Raw genomic sequence first — 17,413 nt, 5'->3', positions numbered from 1 at the left:
TCTTAATTTAGCTTATTGATATTAGGGTCTATTGACCCTTGAGACTTAGGATTACCTATGCTGAGTAGCTTGAAAATGTGGCGTGCTCGCGCCATCAGCAACGTAGAAGATCCGCTTTATGAATATGCAACAACGGGTAAAGTAAAATACCTCGAGCAAGTCATTGAGCGCTATCAAAGTGATTTATTTCACTTTCTGAAAACACAAACACAGGCGGCGTCGGCAGAAGATATATGTCAAAAAACATGGCTAAAAGTCATCGAAAAGAAAAGCGCTTATCGACAGCAGGGCCACCCCAAGGCTTACTTGTTTCACATTGCACGTAACCTGCTAATCGATTCAATCAGAGCATCAGGTAAACTCTCTGAGTTGACTGATAGTAAAGTAGGTATGACCAACTCCAATGAGTTTACAAAAACATCGGAGGAACAGTGGCTATACCAGCAAATTGCTACACTTCCTTTATTACAAAAAGAGGCGCTAAGCTTACAGTTAGAGGGGTTCAGCTTAGCTGAAATAGCGCAAATTGTAGGGGCCACACAAGAGACTGTAAAAACTCGAATTAGATACGCAAAAGAGACACTAAAGTCTCAAGTGGGTGAAAATCATGAGTAATTTAGACAAATTTGACGCCAAGTTAAAAGCGGCTTACCAAGCTAACAAGCAGGACAAACCGTTAACTTTGGCTACTCGTATCAAGGTGCGACTAGTTAGCTTTGCCCATCATTTTTTGGGTCGTATAGAAACTTGGCAGTGGAGCGCGGTTACTTGTTCAGTCGCTTTACTTTTCACCTTATGGTATCAAAATCAACATGTTGATATTGATAAAGAATATAACTCAAGTGCTCATTTAGTCAGTTATGGAGATTTTCAACACATCGAAACGCATGAGCTACAGCAAGGTCAGTATCTTGCCCGTATAGATGAACAGAAAAAAGTGCTGGATGCTAGATTTGAGGCTGCGCAACAACAAGTTCAAGAACAGCGTTACGGTCGACTCGTTGCGATTAACGATGATGCTTGGTTAATTGAAGAGTGTAATACCCATACTCTCATCGAGTTAAAACAAAGCTTACTTAGCGTGATGCCACAGCCAAAAACTAGTGTTATCAATTTTAATACGCCAGTTATGCTAGCACTGTCGACCGCCAACAACGGGCAAATTATTGCTATTGAAAGTACGGGGCAAAACCAAGTTTTGGCTTGCCCCTAACTGGCACTTACTCTTAAATCATAATAAGGCTGGCAATAAAGAAGCAGATAATTGCTAATACCCCACCCACCAATGCATAAGGTAACTGGGTTTTAACATGAGTCAGTAAGTCACATCCAGATGCCAGTGCCGATACCGCGCTGGTATCTGAGATAGGCGAGCAGTGATCGCCAAATATCCCACCACTTAAGATGGCACCAAGCACAAGCGATGGTGGCAAGCCTAGCGCTTGAATCAGTGGTACACCAATCGGTATTAATATGGCGAAGGTGCCCCATGATGTACCTGTTGTAAATGACATGATTGCACCAGTAATAAAGAGTACAGGCACTATCAAGTAAATAGGCAGATAGTCACCAACTAAAGACGCAACAAAAGTGCCTGTTCCCAACTCTTTTAGACTTGCGCCTAAAGTCAAAGAGAGTAACACAATGCTTACTAATGGCAGCAGCTCCCCCATCCCCTTAAAGCCAACATCCATTAGCTCATGATGACTAAACCTCTTACCAGTTAAAAGCAGCAGGTACGCAACGGTTGAAGCTAAAATTGTGGCATAAAGTACTGACTTAGAGCCACTACCATTTGCCAATACACCATTGCCTGTCCAAAACATAAATCCAATCATACTTACAATCAGCGTTAACAAAGGGATCAGCATATAACGCGATTTGGTGGCACTTGGCCCACTACTTATTTCAGCTGTATGGTGCTTTAACTCTTGCTCTGCGGCCCTCATCGGTCCATGAACTTTATCAAAGACAATCGTATAGAGAACAATTAACAGTGCAATAATCGCATAAAAATTAAACGCGACACTACCCCATAAAATACTCACTGCCGACTGCTCAAGTTCGTAGTTACTCAGCAATCCAAGCACATAAGCACCCCAACCATTAAGCAAAATCAAAATACATACAGGAGCGCTAGTACTATCGATGATATAAGCCAAACGAGCCCGACTCATTTTGAACTTATCAAATAGTCCCCTCGCAACAATACCAGAGGTTAGTACACTCATATTTGATTCGATGAACACTGCCGTGCCAGTAAACATGGTTAGTAAGCCAACCTGACGTTTACTTTTAGCGACACCTCGATTAAGCAGCATATTCACCGTTGCAGCAACTCCACCAGACTCTCTGATGTAGGCGAGCAATGCACCGATCACTATACTAAAAATCAAGATTCGGCTGTTACCTGCCGATGTCGCAACCTCAATAACACGTTCAATACTGCCTACGAATGTGCCTGCAATTAGCGACTGCTGACCATGTAGAGCCAATAAAAATTCGGAAGAAACTAGCGCTAAAATCAATGCGATAATCACTTCTTTACGCCAAAACACGACTGCAATTGCAATCAAAGGTGGCAAAATCGAGTACCAAGCCATATAGTTTAATCTATAAATTCAAAACACTTAGCTTAAGTTAAGCGGTTTAAAACACCAAGTCTTTGCGACTAAATTAAATTTAAGTCAACATTTAACCCCAATACTGGTACAATGAGTGTGTTTTGTGCAATGATATTCCTTTTTGGTCTATCGTAACGTTCCAATTGAACCTATAATATGGACAGATTAATTTAGTTCGGATTGAGTATCGCATGTCTACATTTGTCAAAATAAAAGCACTTCGTCCATCACTATCAAATAGTGAAGCAAAGCTTGCTGACTTTACCTTGAACTCGGGCGATAAAATCCGTGCGCTTTCTTCCGTTGAGCTGGCACGCGAAGCCGGTGTCAGCCAATCTAGCGTCGTAAAATTTGCCCAAAAGCTGGGTTATAAAGGATTTCCAGCATTTAAACTTGCCGTTGTTGATGCGCTCAACGAGCAAACGGATACCAGCGCACCAATTGATGAGTTAATTTCCAGTAATGACTCCATCGAGTTAATCGCAGATAAATTACAACTAAAACAGCAAAATGTTATTTCCGAAACTCGAAAACTTAACTCAGCAAAACAGTTTGAGAACGCAATTCAGTTGGTGAAGACCGCACGAAAAGTCATTGTGTGTGCACTTGGTAGTACTTTCACTATGGCCCAAGATTTAACTTGGAAACTCCAAAAGCTTGGTATTCCGGCAATTGCTCAGGTTGATGAAATCAGCGCCTCTAGCTTTATTGCAACGATGGGGAAAGACGATCTTTTTATTGTGATTAGCAATACAGGAACCAGTAAGAGCTTACTAACCTTGACTAATCAAGCATTGGACAATGGTTGTAAATGTCTTGCCATTTCTCGTTATGGTAGCCACTCACTTGCGGAAATGGCAGATGCGATACTGTATTGCATCAATGAAGGGGAGCCACTTAAGCATTCAGGTATGCTGTCTCGTACTTCTCAAGCCTACCTTATTGATGTTTTATTCACGGCACTTGCACAATCAAACCTGCATTGGCAAAAACGCGTGGATAAGGCCAATGAAAACATGCAAGTATTGCGTAGCGAGTAAGACTTAAGCCACCCTCGGCAGACTCGTGCTGCCGTTTACCTCTAGCGAAAACCCGTTACAATCTCGGGTATAATAAATACTTTTTCCGCTGCTTTAAAAAGTCTTGTACATCCTGCTGCCACAGTTTTCTCAACTCTGATGCCGATTGGCCAGACTCAATGGCTTTGCGGATTTTGTCCGTGCCTGCAAGCTTATCGAGAAAATCGGGGGACTGAAAAAACGCTTTATTCTCGTGTTTGAACTGTGCGTATGCAGCAACAAACCAAGTTAAATCAAAACCTCGTACATTGCTGTTTCTTAAGTCCAGGCCAAACGCAGTCACACCATTTAATTTAGGATTGGAAGCCGCCCCCAACACAGGTCTAGGTGTGAACTGAAACTCACCCAGTTTAGGATCTGGGTAGCCAAAAACTTGAAATGGAAAATTCGTTCCACGACCAACAGAAATAGGTGTCGCTTCAAAAAAGCACAAAGATGGATACAAGTAGATTGCTTGTTGGTTTGGTAGGTTAGGACTTGGTGGTATCGGCAATCTATATTCAGTGCTGCCACTATAGTTTCGCATTGGAAATACACGTAACTGTAGCGCTGTAAGCGAGGTTAACCACCCTTCTCCTTTAATCATAGTCGCCAGTTCGCCAACGGTCATGCCATGCAATACGGGAATGGGGTGCATACCAACAAAAGATTGAAATGGTTTTTCTAATAATGGGCCATCAACATATGCGATATTTGGATTTGGCCTATCCAAAACCCAAAATTCAATATTTGCATCGGCTGCAGCTTCCATCGCGAGGTGCATAGTGCTGATGTATGTATAAAAGCGCAACCCCACATCTTGAATATCAAAAATAAGCACATCAATATCTTTGAGCTGCTCAGGCCTTGGCTTTTTATTACTGCCATAAAGCGAAATGATTGGTAGCCCAGTTTTCACATCCTTTGCATCATCTACTTTAGCACCCGCATCATAATTACCACGAAAACCGTGTTCCGGTGCAAAGACCTTTTTAACATCCACTTCTTTATTAAGTAAGTAATCAACTAGATGTTGGTCGTCAACGCGGGATGTTTGGTTTACGATTAATCCGACGCGCTTACCTTTTAACACAGGTAAATACTCTTCTGCGCGCTCAGCACCTAATGTAAGCGCTTCAACAGTTAAAGGAACACAACAAAAAACAAGTAGTAAACAAATTCTGAGTGATTGAAACATATAATGCTTTCTCTAAATAAATACGCGATTAGGGTATCAGTCAGAAAAAAAATGAAAAGTGTTTCGGGAGTTTAATCATGCAGTAGTGAATCTCTGAGCGTTGTCGTATTCAACTTCCGTAACAGATCGCAGGGTAAACCTCCGAGCGTCGATGTATTCAACTTGCGTAATAGATCGCAGGGTGAACCTCCGAGCGTCGATGTATTCAACTTTCGTAACAGCTCGCAGGGTAAACCTGCTCCTACATGGATATTAGACACAAAAAAACCGACTTTCGTCGGCTTGTTTATCTCTTTATTTTAACCACTTGAGATAAGTAGTGGATGCAGGACGTATGTTGTGGAGAGTGAACCTCCGGCCGCCTGTTTTTACTTTCATTCTTTAACCACTTGAGGAAAAGTGGCGGACGCAGGAGGATTCGAACCTCCGACCGCCTGGTTCGTAGCCAGGTACTCTATCCAGCTGAGCTATGCGTCCGTTATGAATGTATAGTTTTCCAACTTCTTTATATTTAACCACCTAAAGAAAAGTGGCGGACGCAGGACGTATTTTTTGAAGGTGAACCTTCGACTTCCTGTTTCCTACCTTTATTATTTAACCACTTAAGGAGAAGTGGCGGACGCAGGAGGATTCGAACCTCCGACCGCCTGGTTCGTAGCCAGGTACTCTATCCAGCTGAGCTATGCGTCCGTTACGAATGTATAGTTTTCCAACTTCTTTATATTTTAACCACTTAAAGAAAAGTGCCGGACACAGGACGTAATTTGTGAAGGTGAACCTCCGACTTCCTGTTTCCTACCTTTATTATTTAACCACTCAAGGAGAAGTGGCGGACGCAGGAGGATTCGAACCTCCGACCGCCTGGTTCGTAGCCAGGTACTCTATCCAGCTGAGCTATGCGTCCGTTATGAATGTATAGTTTTCCAACTTTCTTTATATTTAACCACTTAAAGAAAAGTGGCGGACGCAGGAGGATTCGAACCTCCGACCGCCTGGTTCGTAGCCAGGTACTCTATCCAGCTGAGCTATGCGTCCGTACAAGACAACCATTAAAAATGGCGGAGAGGGAGGGATTCGAACCCTCGATAGGGCTACAAACCCTATACTCCCTTAGCAGGGGAGCGCCTTCGGCCACTCGGCCACCTCTCCGTCTTGTGGGGCGTATAATATAGGTTAGAAAAAATATGTCAAATACTTTTCTTGTAAAAACGCACTGAATGGTGATAGATTGTGCAGTCTGCTTAGTTACTCGGCACTAACGCCAATTTTTACTCATTTTGTAGGGGGTTAGGATCGCTGTAGGTATTTCTTAATGCACGTTGTTGACGCAAAACTTCGTCCAAAAATGCTTCTTGATAACCAAGCTGCTGAAACTCAGCGATACAAGCCCGATAATATAAAATTCTCGCTTGCTCGTGCTCATCGACATTTTCAAACTCATTATTGCTCATCTTATCGGATTCCCTATTTGTTATTTTTAACGCAGCATTAGAACTTGAAAAAGACTAGTTAGGAAATTGGGATAATCTAGTTTCAAAAGAGAAACAACTTTTATTATGAATAGGAGTTGGCAATAACTACATAATAAAACTATGTATTTAAAAATACTGTGAGATTTATCTTACGCAATTAACAGAAAAGCGCCATAAGGCGCTTTTCTACATGTATTTTCAGATTACGTGAAAATACTTACTGTTCAGCTTGTACTTCAGGACGCATGTGTGGGAACAAGATAACGTCTTTAATAGTCGGTGAGTCTGTGAATAACATCACAAGGCGATCGATACCAATCCCCTCACCTGCTGTTGGTGGTAAACCATGCTCTAGCGCACGAATATAATCCGCATCGTAGTGCATTGCTTCATCGTCACCTGCATCTTTTTCTTCCACTTGACGCGCAAAGCGTGCAGCTTGGTCTTCAGCGTCATTAAGCTCAGAGAAACCATTTGCAAGCTCACGGCCACCCACGAAGAACTCGAAGCGGTCTGTGATAAATGGATTTTCATCGTTACGACGCGCCAGCGGAGACACTTCCCAAGGATATTCAGTGATGAATGTCGGTTGGATAAGTCTGTGCTCAGCGACTTCTTCGAATATTTCACATAGGAACTTACCTGGGCCCCATACACAGTTTTCAGGGATCTTAACGTGAACTTTCTTAGCGTATGCTTTTAGTGCTTCAAAGTGGTTTTCTGGATCTTTAAAGATTTCAGCTTGTGCTTCAGCATCTGGGCCGTATTGTAAAATAGCATCAGCCATAGACAAACGCTGGAACGCACTGCCAAAGTCATACTCAATCGTCTCTGTCACTTCGCCTTCAGCATTCTTCACAGTATTAACAACCGTAGTAGTGCCTAACACGTCTTGTGCCACGGTGCGTAACATGTCTTCAGTCAAGTTCATCAAATCATTGTAATCCGCGTATGCTTGATAGAACTCAATCATAGTGAATTCAGGATTATGACGCGTAGATAAACCTTCGTTACGGAAGTTACGGTTGATTTCGAATACACGATCAAAACCACCAACCACTAGACGCTTAAGATATAGCTCAGGCGCGATACGTAGATACATATCAATATCTAGTGCATTGTGATGCGTTACAAATGGACGTGCAGACGCACCGCCTGGAATAACCTGTAGCATCGGCGTTTCCACTTCCATAAAGTCACGTTCAGCTAAGAAACGGCGAATACCTTCAATCACTTTTGAACGAATACGGAATGTTTCACGCGTATCCATGTTAGTGATCAAATCAACATAACGCTGACGGTATTTTGCTTCTTGATCAGTCAGACCGTGGAACTTTTCAGGTAGTGGACGTAGCGACTTAGTCAGTAGTTCATACTCAACCATGTCGACATATAAGTCACCTTTACCAGATTTATGAAGCGGACCTTTAACACCAACGATATCGCCGATATCTAATTGACCATACTTCTCTTTTAGGTCTTTTTGTACGTCTTTTGAAGCATAAGCCTGAATACGACCTTTCATGTCTTGCAACACTAAGAAAGGACCACGTTTCGCAAGCAAACGACCCGCAACAGAAACATGATGATCAAGTTCTACTAGCTCTTCCTTCGATTTATCACCAAACTTAGCTTGTAGATCTTGTGTGTAGTCTTCGCGGCGGAATGAGTTCGGGTGGCCATTCGCAGGGCAATTTTCCCGGATCGCATCTAGCTTGCCACGACGCTCAGCAATAAGTTTATTTTCGTCTTGATTGTGATCTGTCATTGTTTAGCTCTTAGTTTAGCTTGTGGATTAAAGGCCTGATTTCAGGCTTGCTTCGATAAATTTGTCTAAATCGCCGTCTAGTACGGCTTGGGTATTGCGATTTTCAATACCTGTACGCAAATCTTTAATACGTGAATCATCTAGCACGTATGAACGGATTTGGCTGCCCCAGCCGATGTCAGATTTTGCATCTTCTTGGGCTTGCTTTTCAGCGTTTTGCTTTTGCAGTTCAAGTTCAAACAATTTCGCCTTTAACTGCTTCATCGCTTGATCTTTGTTCTTGTGCTGCGAACGGTCATTCTGACACTGCACTACCGTATTGGTTGGTAAGTGCGTAATACGTACCGCTGATTCTGTACGGTTAACGTGCTGACCACCTGCGCCCGATGCACGATATACATCGATACGAAGATCTGCAGGATTAATATCGATTTCGATATTGTCGTCAATTTCTGGGTAAACGAATACAGAAGCAAACGAAGTATGACGACGGCCGCCTGAATCAAAAGGACTCTTACGTACTAAGCGGTGTACGCCCGTTTCTGTACGAAGCCAACCGTAAGCATATTCGCCCGTGACTTTAACTGTTGCGCCCTTAATACCGGCAACATCGCCATCGGTCGCTTCAACGATTTCGGCTTTAAAACCTTTCGCCTCAGCCCAGCGCAAATACATACGCAGCAACATGTTACACCAGTCTTGGGCTTCAGTACCGCCAGAGCCTGACTGCAAGTCGATGTACGCATCGTTGGCATCTTGCTCGCCTGAGAACATACGACGAAACTCTAGTTTTTCCAGCTGCTCAACAAGGCCGTTGACCTCTTGCTCTGCTTCAGTGAAGGTTTCTTCATCTTCGGCTTCTACAGCAAGCTCAACCAGACCTTCTGCGTCATCGGCACCAGACACGAGATTATCGATGGTTTCAACAATCACTTCTAAATTCGATTTTTCTTTGCCCAGTGCTTGGGCTCTTTCCGGCTCATTCCATACAGCGGGATCTTCTAATTCGGCATTAACTTCTTCTAAACGCTCTTGCTTTAGAGCGTAGTCAAAGATACCCCCTAAGAAGCTCTGTACGTTCGCGAATTTCCTTGATTTGGTTAATCACAGGATTCACTTCAAACATTTACCATTACTCCAGAACTAAATTTGTCGGTTTGTGAATTCACACAAACAGGTCTGACAACGGGTCAGACCATAGATTTAAGCGACCAATAGTATCAAATAATAACCGCGCTTAGCATCCCTAAAAGTGAGAATTTTGGGAGTTTTTTAACAAACTCAGTACGCACATCTCTATTAATTCGGTTGCGCCTGAAGTTCACGCACAATGAGCTGCAAATTATATTTACCACGAAACTCATTAATATCTAATTGATAAGCAAATAAAGCATGGGTTGCCTGGAGATTTGGCCAAGCCCGAACGTCAACGTTAAATGCTATCGCATCAACCAATCGACCCGAGCGATGCTTAAGCACAAGTTTTAGATGTTTGTCGCCAACAATACGTTGCTGCACCAACTCAAATACATCCTGAAATACCGGCTCACTAAATTGCTGCCCCCACGGACCTGCCTGCTGTAGTTCAAAAGCAAAATCCATGGTAAAGCAATCGCCCGGCAGTTCACCGTCCGTCAACAGAATGCTTTGCTTTGCTTCTTCGCTCAGCGTCGCACTGACGTTTTGTTCGAATACCTGTTTAAACCGCGCAAATTCAGACTCTAAAATGGTCAGTCCTGCTGCCATCGCATGGCCACCGAATTTTACAATTAACTCTGGATGCTGGGTATTGATTGACTCCAGCAGGTCGCGCATGTGTAGACCTTCAATAGAACGACATGAGCCCTTTATCTCGCCGTTGTCGCCTTGTGCAAAAATAATGCACGGACGGTGATATTTTTCTTTTAAGCGTCCCGCTAGAATACCTATCACACCTTGATGCCAATCATCTTGATACAAACACAAGGCATCTGGTACTTCTTGGCTTTTAAGTACCAAACGCTCCAATACCGCTTGCGCCTCTTGCTGCATACTTTGCTCAATCTCGCGTCGTTCTATATTTAGACTATCGAGCTCAGACGCAATACGGCGAGCTTGGTTAATGTCTTTCGATAACAAGCAAGCAATACCTAAACTCATATCGTCAAGACGCCCGGCGGCATTGAGTCTTGGCGCTAACGCAAAGCCAAAATCACTGGCACTTAATCTAGCATTATTACGGTTAGAAACCTCGATAAGCGCTTGGATCCCTGGTCGCGTCTGACCGCTGCGGATCCGGGCGAGCCCTTGATGTACCAAAGTGCGGTTATTCGCGTCCAGAGCCACAACGTCAGCCACGGTTCCTAGGGCAACAATATCTAATAATGTCGCCAAATTTGGCATCGCGACATTTTGTTCCACAAAATAGTTTTGCGCTCTTAAGTAATGCCTCAGCGCTATCAGTAGGTAAAAGGCAACCCCAACCCCCGCGATAGACTTAGATGGGAAATCGCAGTCAAGACGATTCGGATTAACAATCGCATCGGCAATCGGCAACTCATCACCTTGTAAATGGTGATCGGTAACAATCACTTTAATACCCGCCTGCTTCACGATTTCGACACCGCGAATACAGGAAATACCGTTATCTACGGTGATCACCAAATCAGGTTTTATGGCAACGATTTGCTCGGCCAATGCTGGACTTAGGCCGTACCCCAAGCTAAATCTATCCGGCACGAGGTAATCCACACGCTGAAAACCAAACTGAGGTAACCCCTCCATTAACACGGCGGTGCTCGTTGCGCCATCGGCGTCAAAGTCACCAACAATCAACACTTGTTGTTGCAAAGAAAGTGCTTCAGCCAGAATTTGGCTTGCAAGCTCGATGTCTTTAAATAATTTAAAATCGTGTAAGGTTGCGGCGCTATTATCGAGTTCAACGACCGATTTAACCCCTCTGGCAGCATAAAGCTGTTTGATCACGGGATGTAGTGAAGCCGGTAAATGGCTGTCATCAACCCGCTCTCTTGGTTTAATTTCTGTATGCATACTTTTTCACAAAACAAAAAAGGCCAAAATGGCCTTTTATATTCTTTATCTTGCTATCTTATCGAGTTCTCAACGCGAACTCCATCGCTAAGCGTGAGTCATTATGACTTAGGGCTATTTGCATCTAGCATTTGTGCGATAGCTGCTGCAGGTTGATAACCTGGGATCATTGAACCATCTTCAAGAATGATCGCTGGTGTTCCTGAAATACCAAAGCTTTGCCCTAGTTGATAGTGCTCGGCTACTGGCGCTTGGCAGTTTTCAACTGGTTTCACTTCACTACCAGCTTTCGCCTCAGTAAGTGCAGCAGCGGCATCTTTTGCACACCATACATTTTTCAAATCTTCATAGCCTGAACCACGCAAACCACCACGTGGGAAAGCTAGGTATTTCACGGTAATACCAGCTGCTAAGTAATCTTCTAGTTCACGGTGAAGTTTGCGGCAGTAGCCACAAGTAATGTCTGTGAATACCGTGATTTGATGTTTTTCATTTTCCGCTTTGTAGACGATCATTGAGTCTTCGTATTCAGCAATACCTTTTTGGCGCACATCACTCAACGCGTCTTCGGTGATATTACGGCGGTTATCAAGATCAATCATAGTGCCCTGAATTAGGTATTTACCATCAGCACTTGAATACAGTACCCCTTTATCTGTGATCACTGTTTTTAAGCCCGCAAGCGGACTATCTTTGATTTGCTTAACCGTTATACCTAATCCGCTAAATTGCGTTGTAATTGGATCTACTGGTGCTGTTGGTGCGACAGGACCCTCAACTTGCTCAGCGAAAGCGCCAAAGCTCAATGCCAGTGAAGCGGCAACTATTAGTTTTTTCATTATGTTCTCTCTAAACCTGTTATTTGAGGGGTTCACGCGCCCCTTTGTGCTACTCACTAAGACCGGAGTAACCATAAATAATTCCCAAGCAACAAAAATTAAGCTCTTGGGTGATGCTGCTGGTGCAATGTTTTTAAACGTTCACTGGCAACATGTGTATAAATTTGAGTCGTCGACAAGTCGCTATGGCCAAGCATCATTTGCACAACTCGCAAGTCAGCGCCATGATTCAATAAATGTGTTGCAAAAGCATGACGTAGCGTATGTGGCGATAACGGCGACTTAACGTCTGCCAAAATAGCATAGTGTTTTATGCGATGCCAAAAAGTTTGTCGCGTCATACCTATGCCTCGCTTGGATGGAAAGACAAAATCGGTAGCATGCTTGATCATTAAGCCCCGCCCTTTTTTGAGAAATTGTTCGATCCAATGCAATGCTTCTTCACCCATAGGCACTAAGCGCTCCTTGCCTCCCTTACCACGCACAAGTACAACAGCTTGTCTCATGTTGACTTGCTCCATTCTTAGCCCGACTAACTCAGTCACGCGCAACCCCGTGGCATACAAGAGCTCGAGCATTGCTTTATCTCTCAGCCCCATCGGATCGTCACAATCAGGAGCATTTAACAAGGCCTCAACTTCTTGCTCTGACAAGGTTTTTGGCAGCGATGGTGTTGTTTTAGGTTGCGCAATAGTATCCAGTGGAGACTGCGCGATTTGTTTTTCTCGCAACCAATATAAATAAAATCTCTTTAATGCACTGATGGCTCGCGCGTTACTCTTTGCTTTTAAGCCCTTGTCTATTCTGTGTGCCAAATAAGCCTCGACGTCTTGGCTTGTGATTGCCAGTAAAGAAGACACCGAGGTTTCTGCTTTTATAAATAAGAGAAACTTTTCAAGGTCGCTGCGATAGGCTGCAATGGTATTTTCACTGAGCCCTTGCTCTAAAAATAGCGCATCTAAAAAGGCTTCTATATATTGCAGATCAGACAGTGTATGGGTAGTTGCTTGGTGTTCGCTCACAGAGTACCTGTATTAATTATTAACGTCATGATGTAGACTTGCCACCTATAATACCAGTCAAATTGAAAGTGATAAATACAATGCAAATTGGGTTATTTTACGGCTCGACAACATGTTACACAGAAATGGCCGCAGAAAAGATTCAGGAAATCATCGGCAAAGACACAATTACCTTATTTAATATTAAGGACGAGCCGCTAAAACAAGCTGAGCAGTTTGACTTCCTCATTTTTGGTATCTCAACATGGGACTTCGGCGAACTTCAAGAAGACTGGGAATCTCACTGGGACGATATCGACGGCGTTGATCTGAGCAACAAAGTCATAGCGCTATTCGGCATGGGTGACCAACAAGGTTATGGTGAATGGTTTCAAGATGCACTAGGCATGCTACATGAAAAAATTGCCCCTCAAGGCGTCACCTTTTTAGGCTACTGGCCAAATTCAGACGACTATGAATTTGAAGCGTCAAAAGCACTGACCGAAGATAAAAGTCAGTTTGTTGGTCTGGCACTAGATGAAGACAGTCAATACGACAAAAGCGACGAGCGTATCGCGACTTGGATAGAGCAAATCATGACGGAATACGCCGAATTAGATGTTTAGCGCAGTAAGCGTTAGCACTAATCCAAAGTGTTAACGCCCATCCCTAATATCATCTGTAAAACTGACTCAATGCGGCCTCAATTTGTGATAGCTTATACGGCTTATGGATCACATTATCAAAAACTTCATTTTGAGCTTGAGTTAAGAAAATATCAGCGGTTATCGCCAAAATCGGTAACCTTGAATTTTCTTGTTTGATTAAATGTGCGGCCTCTGTACCACTCATACCCGGAAGATTCACATCCATAAAAATGATGTCAAAGTGTTTTTCTTTTGCCACTTCAAAATAGGCTTCAGCAGATTCGAAAATATCATAGCTACAACTAAGTTTGTCGAGTATCGCAGTGATCAGTAGCTGATTAAGCGGATTGTCTTCTATTACACCAATCTGATGATAGAAAATGGCGATATGCTCTGTTTTTGGTGGCGAAGCGACTTTTACTCCACTTTCGCTTTTGCATGGAATAATAAACACCACCTCAGTCCCTTCACCCTCTTGGCTGGAAACGCTGATCCGCCCCCCCATAATATCAATAAGTGCTTTAGTCACACATAGGCTTAATCCAACCCCTAAGTTTCCTCTGCCCTCAAACATGCTAAAGCGGTCAAATAGATTACTTTGCTCAAGCGCTGAAAGGCCTTTACCACTGTCTTTTACAATAAACTGTATTTCATTACCAATGACATATGCTCTGAGTACCACTTCTTGCCCAGCCTCGCTGCTCTGAATTGCAGTGTCGAGTAAAGTCTCTATGACGCGCGACACTTTATCCTTATCGAGCATCAAAGCCTCACCTTTATAGACGCCAGCAATAGAGTGCGTAATCGTAATATCATGTTGTTTTGCCTCAGTAGCAAAGCGAGCAACTGACTGCTTTAGTAGATCGGATAATGAACAAAGAATAGGTTCAAACTGAACTTTTTCACCTTCAATAAGCTCAAGCTCTAATACGGAATCAATGACAGTAAGCAGTTTACTCCCCCCTGTTTCTATATTTTGCAGGTAGCTCGTCGTAGATTCAGAAAACCCTTCAGCTTCAGCTGAGTTGAGTACCACATCATTAAAACCAATGATGGCATTAAGTTGGGTGTGTAATTCATGGCTGATATCAGATAAAAAATTGTCTTTGGAATCATTGAGCAGCTTAAGTACGTTTACTTCTCTGCGCAGTTCAAGTTGCCGAATTACCTGACGACCCAAGGTGACGAGTGTTTTCCTTTGCAAATCGGTGAGTTTTTTGGGCTTATCACTGATAGCACAAATAGTGCCTACCTTATAACCGCCAGAGCTAATCAGCGGTGCACCGGAATAATGGCGGATTTTCGGGCCACCAGTAACCAGTGGATTGTCAAAAAAGCGTTCATCTTCTAGGGCATCTTGCACCTCAAATACATCTTCTTGCAAAATAGCATGAGAACAAAAGGAGATATCTCGATGGGTTTCATCCACCTCCAGCCCCACTTTAGACTTAAACCATTGGCGATTTGTGTCTATCAAGCTAATAAGCGCGATAGGCGTTTCACAGATCTCTGACACCAACTGCGTAATTTCATCAAGATTTGCTTCTGCAGCTGTATCCAATACCTTATATTCGCGCAGCGCTTTGAGACGATTTTCTTCGTTATTTGGGATCTCGGCTTTTTTCATGAACACCTACACAAGCGAATTAAACCAGCTAAGTACACGTAAATCAGACTGCACTTTTGACACGATGATTCTGACCATTTCTCAGCTAAAGTGTAGAAGATAAATCACGATACGAGCAAAAAATATCCATCACATTTTTAGGTAAAACTCATGACATAAAGAAACAAAATCATTCGTATATTGGTTATCTACATCGTATATCACCAACGATTGCTCATGACTTGGTTGTGCTATGCTTTGTTTGCCTATCAGTAGCAATCTGCGAGAGTAAGATTTACTCGGGGTGGTTTTAATCGCACAGCTTGAAACAAGAAACCAATTTCGCGCTTTGGCAAGCTGACAAAAGAGCAAACTCTCTTGATAGGGTAAAATTACTGCAAGTTGCCCAGCATCCGTCGTAAACTTTTCGAAGGCATCAAGCAACGCATCAAAACTTAGGCTGTCCGTGTGTCTCGCTCTATTTCTCGCTTGATTTTCTCCTTTCAAACTCGCGTTGAAGTAAGGTGGGTTTGATACCATGAGGTCAAAGCGCAGCTCGCTATCAAACTCTTGTATTGCACAGCGATGTAGCTCAATATCAGGCCACGGGCTGTGCTTGATATTAGACTCTGCATCCTTTAACGCATCGTCATCAAGCTCAACCGCATGGACTGTGCTCATTGGACTTCGCTGTTTACACATCAATGCGATAAGCCCAGTTCCCGTTCCGACATCAACAATCCGCTTGGCTTCAGCGAGTGGAACCCATGCGCCAAGCAAAATACCATCCGTCGAAACCTTCATTGCCGCATGATGCTGGGTCACCGAAAACTGTTTAAATGCAAACTGAGACATCCTATACCTTTGAGAAAATGCAATAGCAACGTATAATTCCGCTATTGTCCTTTATTTGTGATGCAATATGCAATTTACTGAATTTGATTTAGACAGCAAGCTGATTAGTGCGATTAAAAAAATGGGTTTCGATACTCCCACCAGCATTCAACAGATGGCTATTCCTGAAGCGCTAATTGGCCGAGATATTCTCGCCAGCGCACCAACCGGTACGGGTAAAACCGCTGCATTCTTGATCCCTGCGATTCAGTATTTGCTTGATTTTCCTCGCAAAGAGCCAGGCTTTGCCCGCGTACTTATCATGACGCCAACGCGTGAACTTGCCTATCAAATACACGAGCAATGTGAACTCCTTGCCGCAGGTGTTAACCTTAAAATAGGCGTGGTAACTGGCGGTATTAATTACGGTAGTCACAAAGAAATCTTCGAAAAGAACAATGATATCCTCATCGCAACCCCAGGTCGTTTGATGGAATATCTTGAAACCGAGAACTTCCACGCAGAAAACGTTGAGCTACTGATCTTAGATGAAGCGGATCGCATGCTAGACATGGGCTTTCGAAAAGAAATGCTACGTATTTGCTCTGAAGCGGTTAACCGTCGTCAGTGCTTTTTGTTCTCTGCAACCCTTGAGGGCGAAAGCGTTGAGAAGTTTGCTGAACGTATATTACAAGACCCAGCACTACTTGAAGCCACGCCATCACGTAAAGAAAAAGGTAAAATTCATCAGTGGGTTCATCTTGCAGATAACTACGAGCACAAAGTCAATTTGCTCGCACAACTGCTTGATGACGAAGAAGTAACCAAAGCGGTTATCTTCGTAAAAACGCGTGAACGCCTAGAAACACTCGTTGGCGAGCTATTTGCCAAAGGCATTAAAACCACTTGGCTGCGTGGTGAAATGCCACAAGACAAACGCATGGCTGCAATGGCAAGTTTTCACAGTGGTAAGACGAATATCTTAGTGGCAACAGATGTTGCAGCCCGTGGTATCGATGTTGCGGATATCAGCCACGTATTTAACTTTGATATGCCACGCACCGCAGATATTTATGTACACCGCATCGGTCGTACAGGCCGTGCTGGTAAAAAAGGCACCGCGGTTTCCTTGGTTGAAGCCCACGATGTCGAAATTTTAGGAAAGGTTGAGCGGTACACCGACCAAAAACTTAAGCGCCGTGTAATTAAAGGCTTAGAACCTAAACATAAAGAAGCGAAAGCACCGAAGAAGAAAAAAGATCCGGTTAAAATCAAGGCGAAAAAGAAAGCCGCCAAGGTTAAAAAGAAAAAGTAACCCAAAAAACCAGCGTCAGTA

General features: G+C 43.4%; 15 protein-coding genes and 5 tRNA genes. 5 read left to right on the top strand and 15 right to left on the bottom strand.

Annotation, left to right across the window (positions count from 1 at the left end; all coding sequences use genetic code 11):
* The first annotated feature begins 57 nt into the window (after nucleotides 1–57).
* Nucleotides 58–615: an RNA polymerase sigma factor gene (locus tag MHN30_RS01250; RefSeq protein ID WP_239357214.1), complete on the top strand. Its 558-nt coding sequence runs from the start codon at nucleotides 58–60 to the stop codon at nucleotides 613–615.
* On the top strand, nucleotides 608–1,213 hold the full coding sequence (locus tag MHN30_RS01245; protein ID WP_239357212.1) for a hypothetical protein: 606 nt from the start codon (nucleotides 608–610) through the stop codon (nucleotides 1,211–1,213). Before MHN30_RS01250 ends, MHN30_RS01245 begins: the two co-directional genes overlap by 8 nt.
* 13 nt (nucleotides 1,214–1,226) lie before the next feature.
* Here MHN30_RS01245 and MHN30_RS01240 read toward each other — a convergent pair whose 3' ends face one another.
* Nucleotides 1,227–2,603 carry a Na+/H+ antiporter NhaC family protein gene (locus tag MHN30_RS01240; protein ID WP_222241194.1) on the bottom strand — a complete coding sequence of 459 codons (1,377 nt, stop codon included), beginning with the start codon at nucleotides 2,601–2,603 and terminating at the stop codon, nucleotides 1,227–1,229.
* Between the two features lie 212 nt (nucleotides 2,604–2,815).
* Between MHN30_RS01240 and MHN30_RS01235 the strand changes: the two genes are divergently transcribed.
* Nucleotides 2,816–3,664 (top strand): MurR/RpiR family transcriptional regulator, encoded by an 849-nt coding sequence (locus MHN30_RS01235; RefSeq protein ID WP_239357210.1) that lies wholly within the window; start codon nucleotides 2,816–2,818, stop codon nucleotides 3,662–3,664.
* 55 nt (nucleotides 3,665–3,719) lie between these two features.
* Here the strand turns inward: MHN30_RS01235 and MHN30_RS01230 are convergent, their stop codons facing one another.
* From MHN30_RS01230 to xerD, 12 genes are all read right to left on the bottom strand, one after another.
* Nucleotides 3,720–4,880, bottom strand: coding sequence for a DUF1343 domain-containing protein (locus tag MHN30_RS01230; RefSeq protein ID WP_239357208.1), 1,161 nt, complete (start codon nucleotides 4,878–4,880; stop codon nucleotides 3,720–3,722).
* A gap of 400 nt (nucleotides 4,881–5,280) precedes the next feature.
* A tRNA-Arg gene (locus MHN30_RS01225) sits at nucleotides 5,281–5,357 on the bottom strand.
* A 136-nt stretch (nucleotides 5,358–5,493) separates the two neighbouring features.
* Nucleotides 5,494–5,570, bottom strand: a tRNA-Arg gene (locus tag MHN30_RS01220).
* 137 nt (nucleotides 5,571–5,707) lie between these two features.
* A tRNA-Arg gene (locus MHN30_RS01215) sits at nucleotides 5,708–5,784 on the bottom strand.
* A gap of 54 nt (nucleotides 5,785–5,838) precedes the next feature.
* Nucleotides 5,839–5,915, bottom strand: a tRNA-Arg gene (locus tag MHN30_RS01210).
* Between the two features lie 21 nt (nucleotides 5,916–5,936).
* Nucleotides 5,937–6,029 (bottom strand) — tRNA-Ser (locus MHN30_RS01205).
* 119 nt (nucleotides 6,030–6,148) lie between these two features.
* On the bottom strand, nucleotides 6,149–6,331 hold the full coding sequence (locus tag MHN30_RS01200) for a hypothetical protein (protein ID WP_010375970.1): 183 nt from the start codon (nucleotides 6,329–6,331) through the stop codon (nucleotides 6,149–6,151).
* Between the two features lie 238 nt (nucleotides 6,332–6,569).
* Nucleotides 6,570–8,120, bottom strand: coding sequence for a lysine--tRNA ligase (lysS, locus tag MHN30_RS01195; RefSeq protein WP_010375973.1), 1,551 nt, complete (start codon nucleotides 8,118–8,120; stop codon nucleotides 6,570–6,572).
* Between the two features lie 27 nt (nucleotides 8,121–8,147).
* Nucleotides 8,148–9,246, bottom strand: a protein-coding gene (gene prfB, locus MHN30_RS01190) for a peptide chain release factor 2 (RefSeq protein WP_099030198.1) whose coding sequence is annotated in 2 segments (ribosomal slippage) — nucleotides 8,148–9,170 and nucleotides 9,172–9,246 — 1,098 coding nt in all. Because the reading frame shifts where the segments join, the coding sequence is not laid out codon by codon here.
* 173 nt (nucleotides 9,247–9,419) lie between these two features.
* On the bottom strand, nucleotides 9,420–11,150 hold the full coding sequence (gene recJ / locus MHN30_RS01185; RefSeq protein ID WP_239357206.1) for a single-stranded-DNA-specific exonuclease RecJ: 1,731 nt from the start codon (nucleotides 11,148–11,150) through the stop codon (nucleotides 9,420–9,422).
* 101 nt (nucleotides 11,151–11,251) lie between these two features.
* Complete coding sequence (dsbC, locus tag MHN30_RS01180; protein ID WP_239357192.1) at nucleotides 11,252–11,989, bottom strand: bifunctional protein-disulfide isomerase/oxidoreductase DsbC; 738 nt, start codon at nucleotides 11,987–11,989, stop codon at nucleotides 11,252–11,254.
* Nucleotides 11,990–12,087: 98 nt separating this feature from the next.
* The gene (gene xerD, locus MHN30_RS01175) at nucleotides 12,088–13,011 is read right to left on the bottom strand and encodes a site-specific tyrosine recombinase XerD (protein WP_017216320.1); all 924 of its coding nucleotides are present in this window, start codon (nucleotides 13,009–13,011) and stop codon (nucleotides 12,088–12,090) included.
* An 80-nt stretch (nucleotides 13,012–13,091) separates the two neighbouring features.
* Here xerD and fldB point away from each other — a divergent pair, with 80 nt between their 5' ends.
* Nucleotides 13,092–13,616, top strand: coding sequence for a flavodoxin FldB (gene fldB / locus MHN30_RS01170; RefSeq protein ID WP_130163592.1), 525 nt, complete (start codon nucleotides 13,092–13,094; stop codon nucleotides 13,614–13,616).
* 49 nt (nucleotides 13,617–13,665) lie between these two features.
* On the opposite strand, the gene MHN30_RS01165 is transcribed toward fldB, so the two are convergent.
* Both MHN30_RS01165 and MHN30_RS01160 read right to left on the bottom strand, forming a co-directional pair.
* Nucleotides 13,666–15,264, bottom strand: a complete 1,599-nt coding sequence (locus tag MHN30_RS01165; RefSeq protein ID WP_130163591.1) for a hybrid sensor histidine kinase/response regulator — start codon at nucleotides 15,262–15,264, stop codon at nucleotides 13,666–13,668.
* A 129-nt stretch (nucleotides 15,265–15,393) separates the two neighbouring features.
* The gene (locus MHN30_RS01160) at nucleotides 15,394–16,098 is read right to left on the bottom strand and encodes a methyltransferase (protein WP_130163590.1); all 705 of its coding nucleotides are present in this window, start codon (nucleotides 16,096–16,098) and stop codon (nucleotides 15,394–15,396) included.
* A gap of 67 nt (nucleotides 16,099–16,165) precedes the next feature.
* Here MHN30_RS01160 and srmB point away from each other — a divergent pair, with 67 nt between their 5' ends.
* Nucleotides 16,166–17,392 (top strand): ATP-dependent RNA helicase SrmB, encoded by a 1,227-nt coding sequence (gene srmB / locus MHN30_RS01155; protein WP_010606189.1) that lies wholly within the window; start codon nucleotides 16,166–16,168, stop codon nucleotides 17,390–17,392.
* Nucleotides 17,393–17,413: the final 21 nt, after the last annotated feature.

Origin of the sequence: Pseudoalteromonas sp. OF7H-1, from assembly GCF_022347825.1 — a bacterium.
In the GTDB taxonomy this organism is placed as follows: domain Bacteria; phylum Pseudomonadota; class Gammaproteobacteria; order Enterobacterales; family Alteromonadaceae; genus Pseudoalteromonas; species Pseudoalteromonas maricaloris.
The sequence above is the reverse complement of the archived record's forward strand: the minus strand, read 5'-3'. Positions and strand labels throughout refer to the sequence as shown.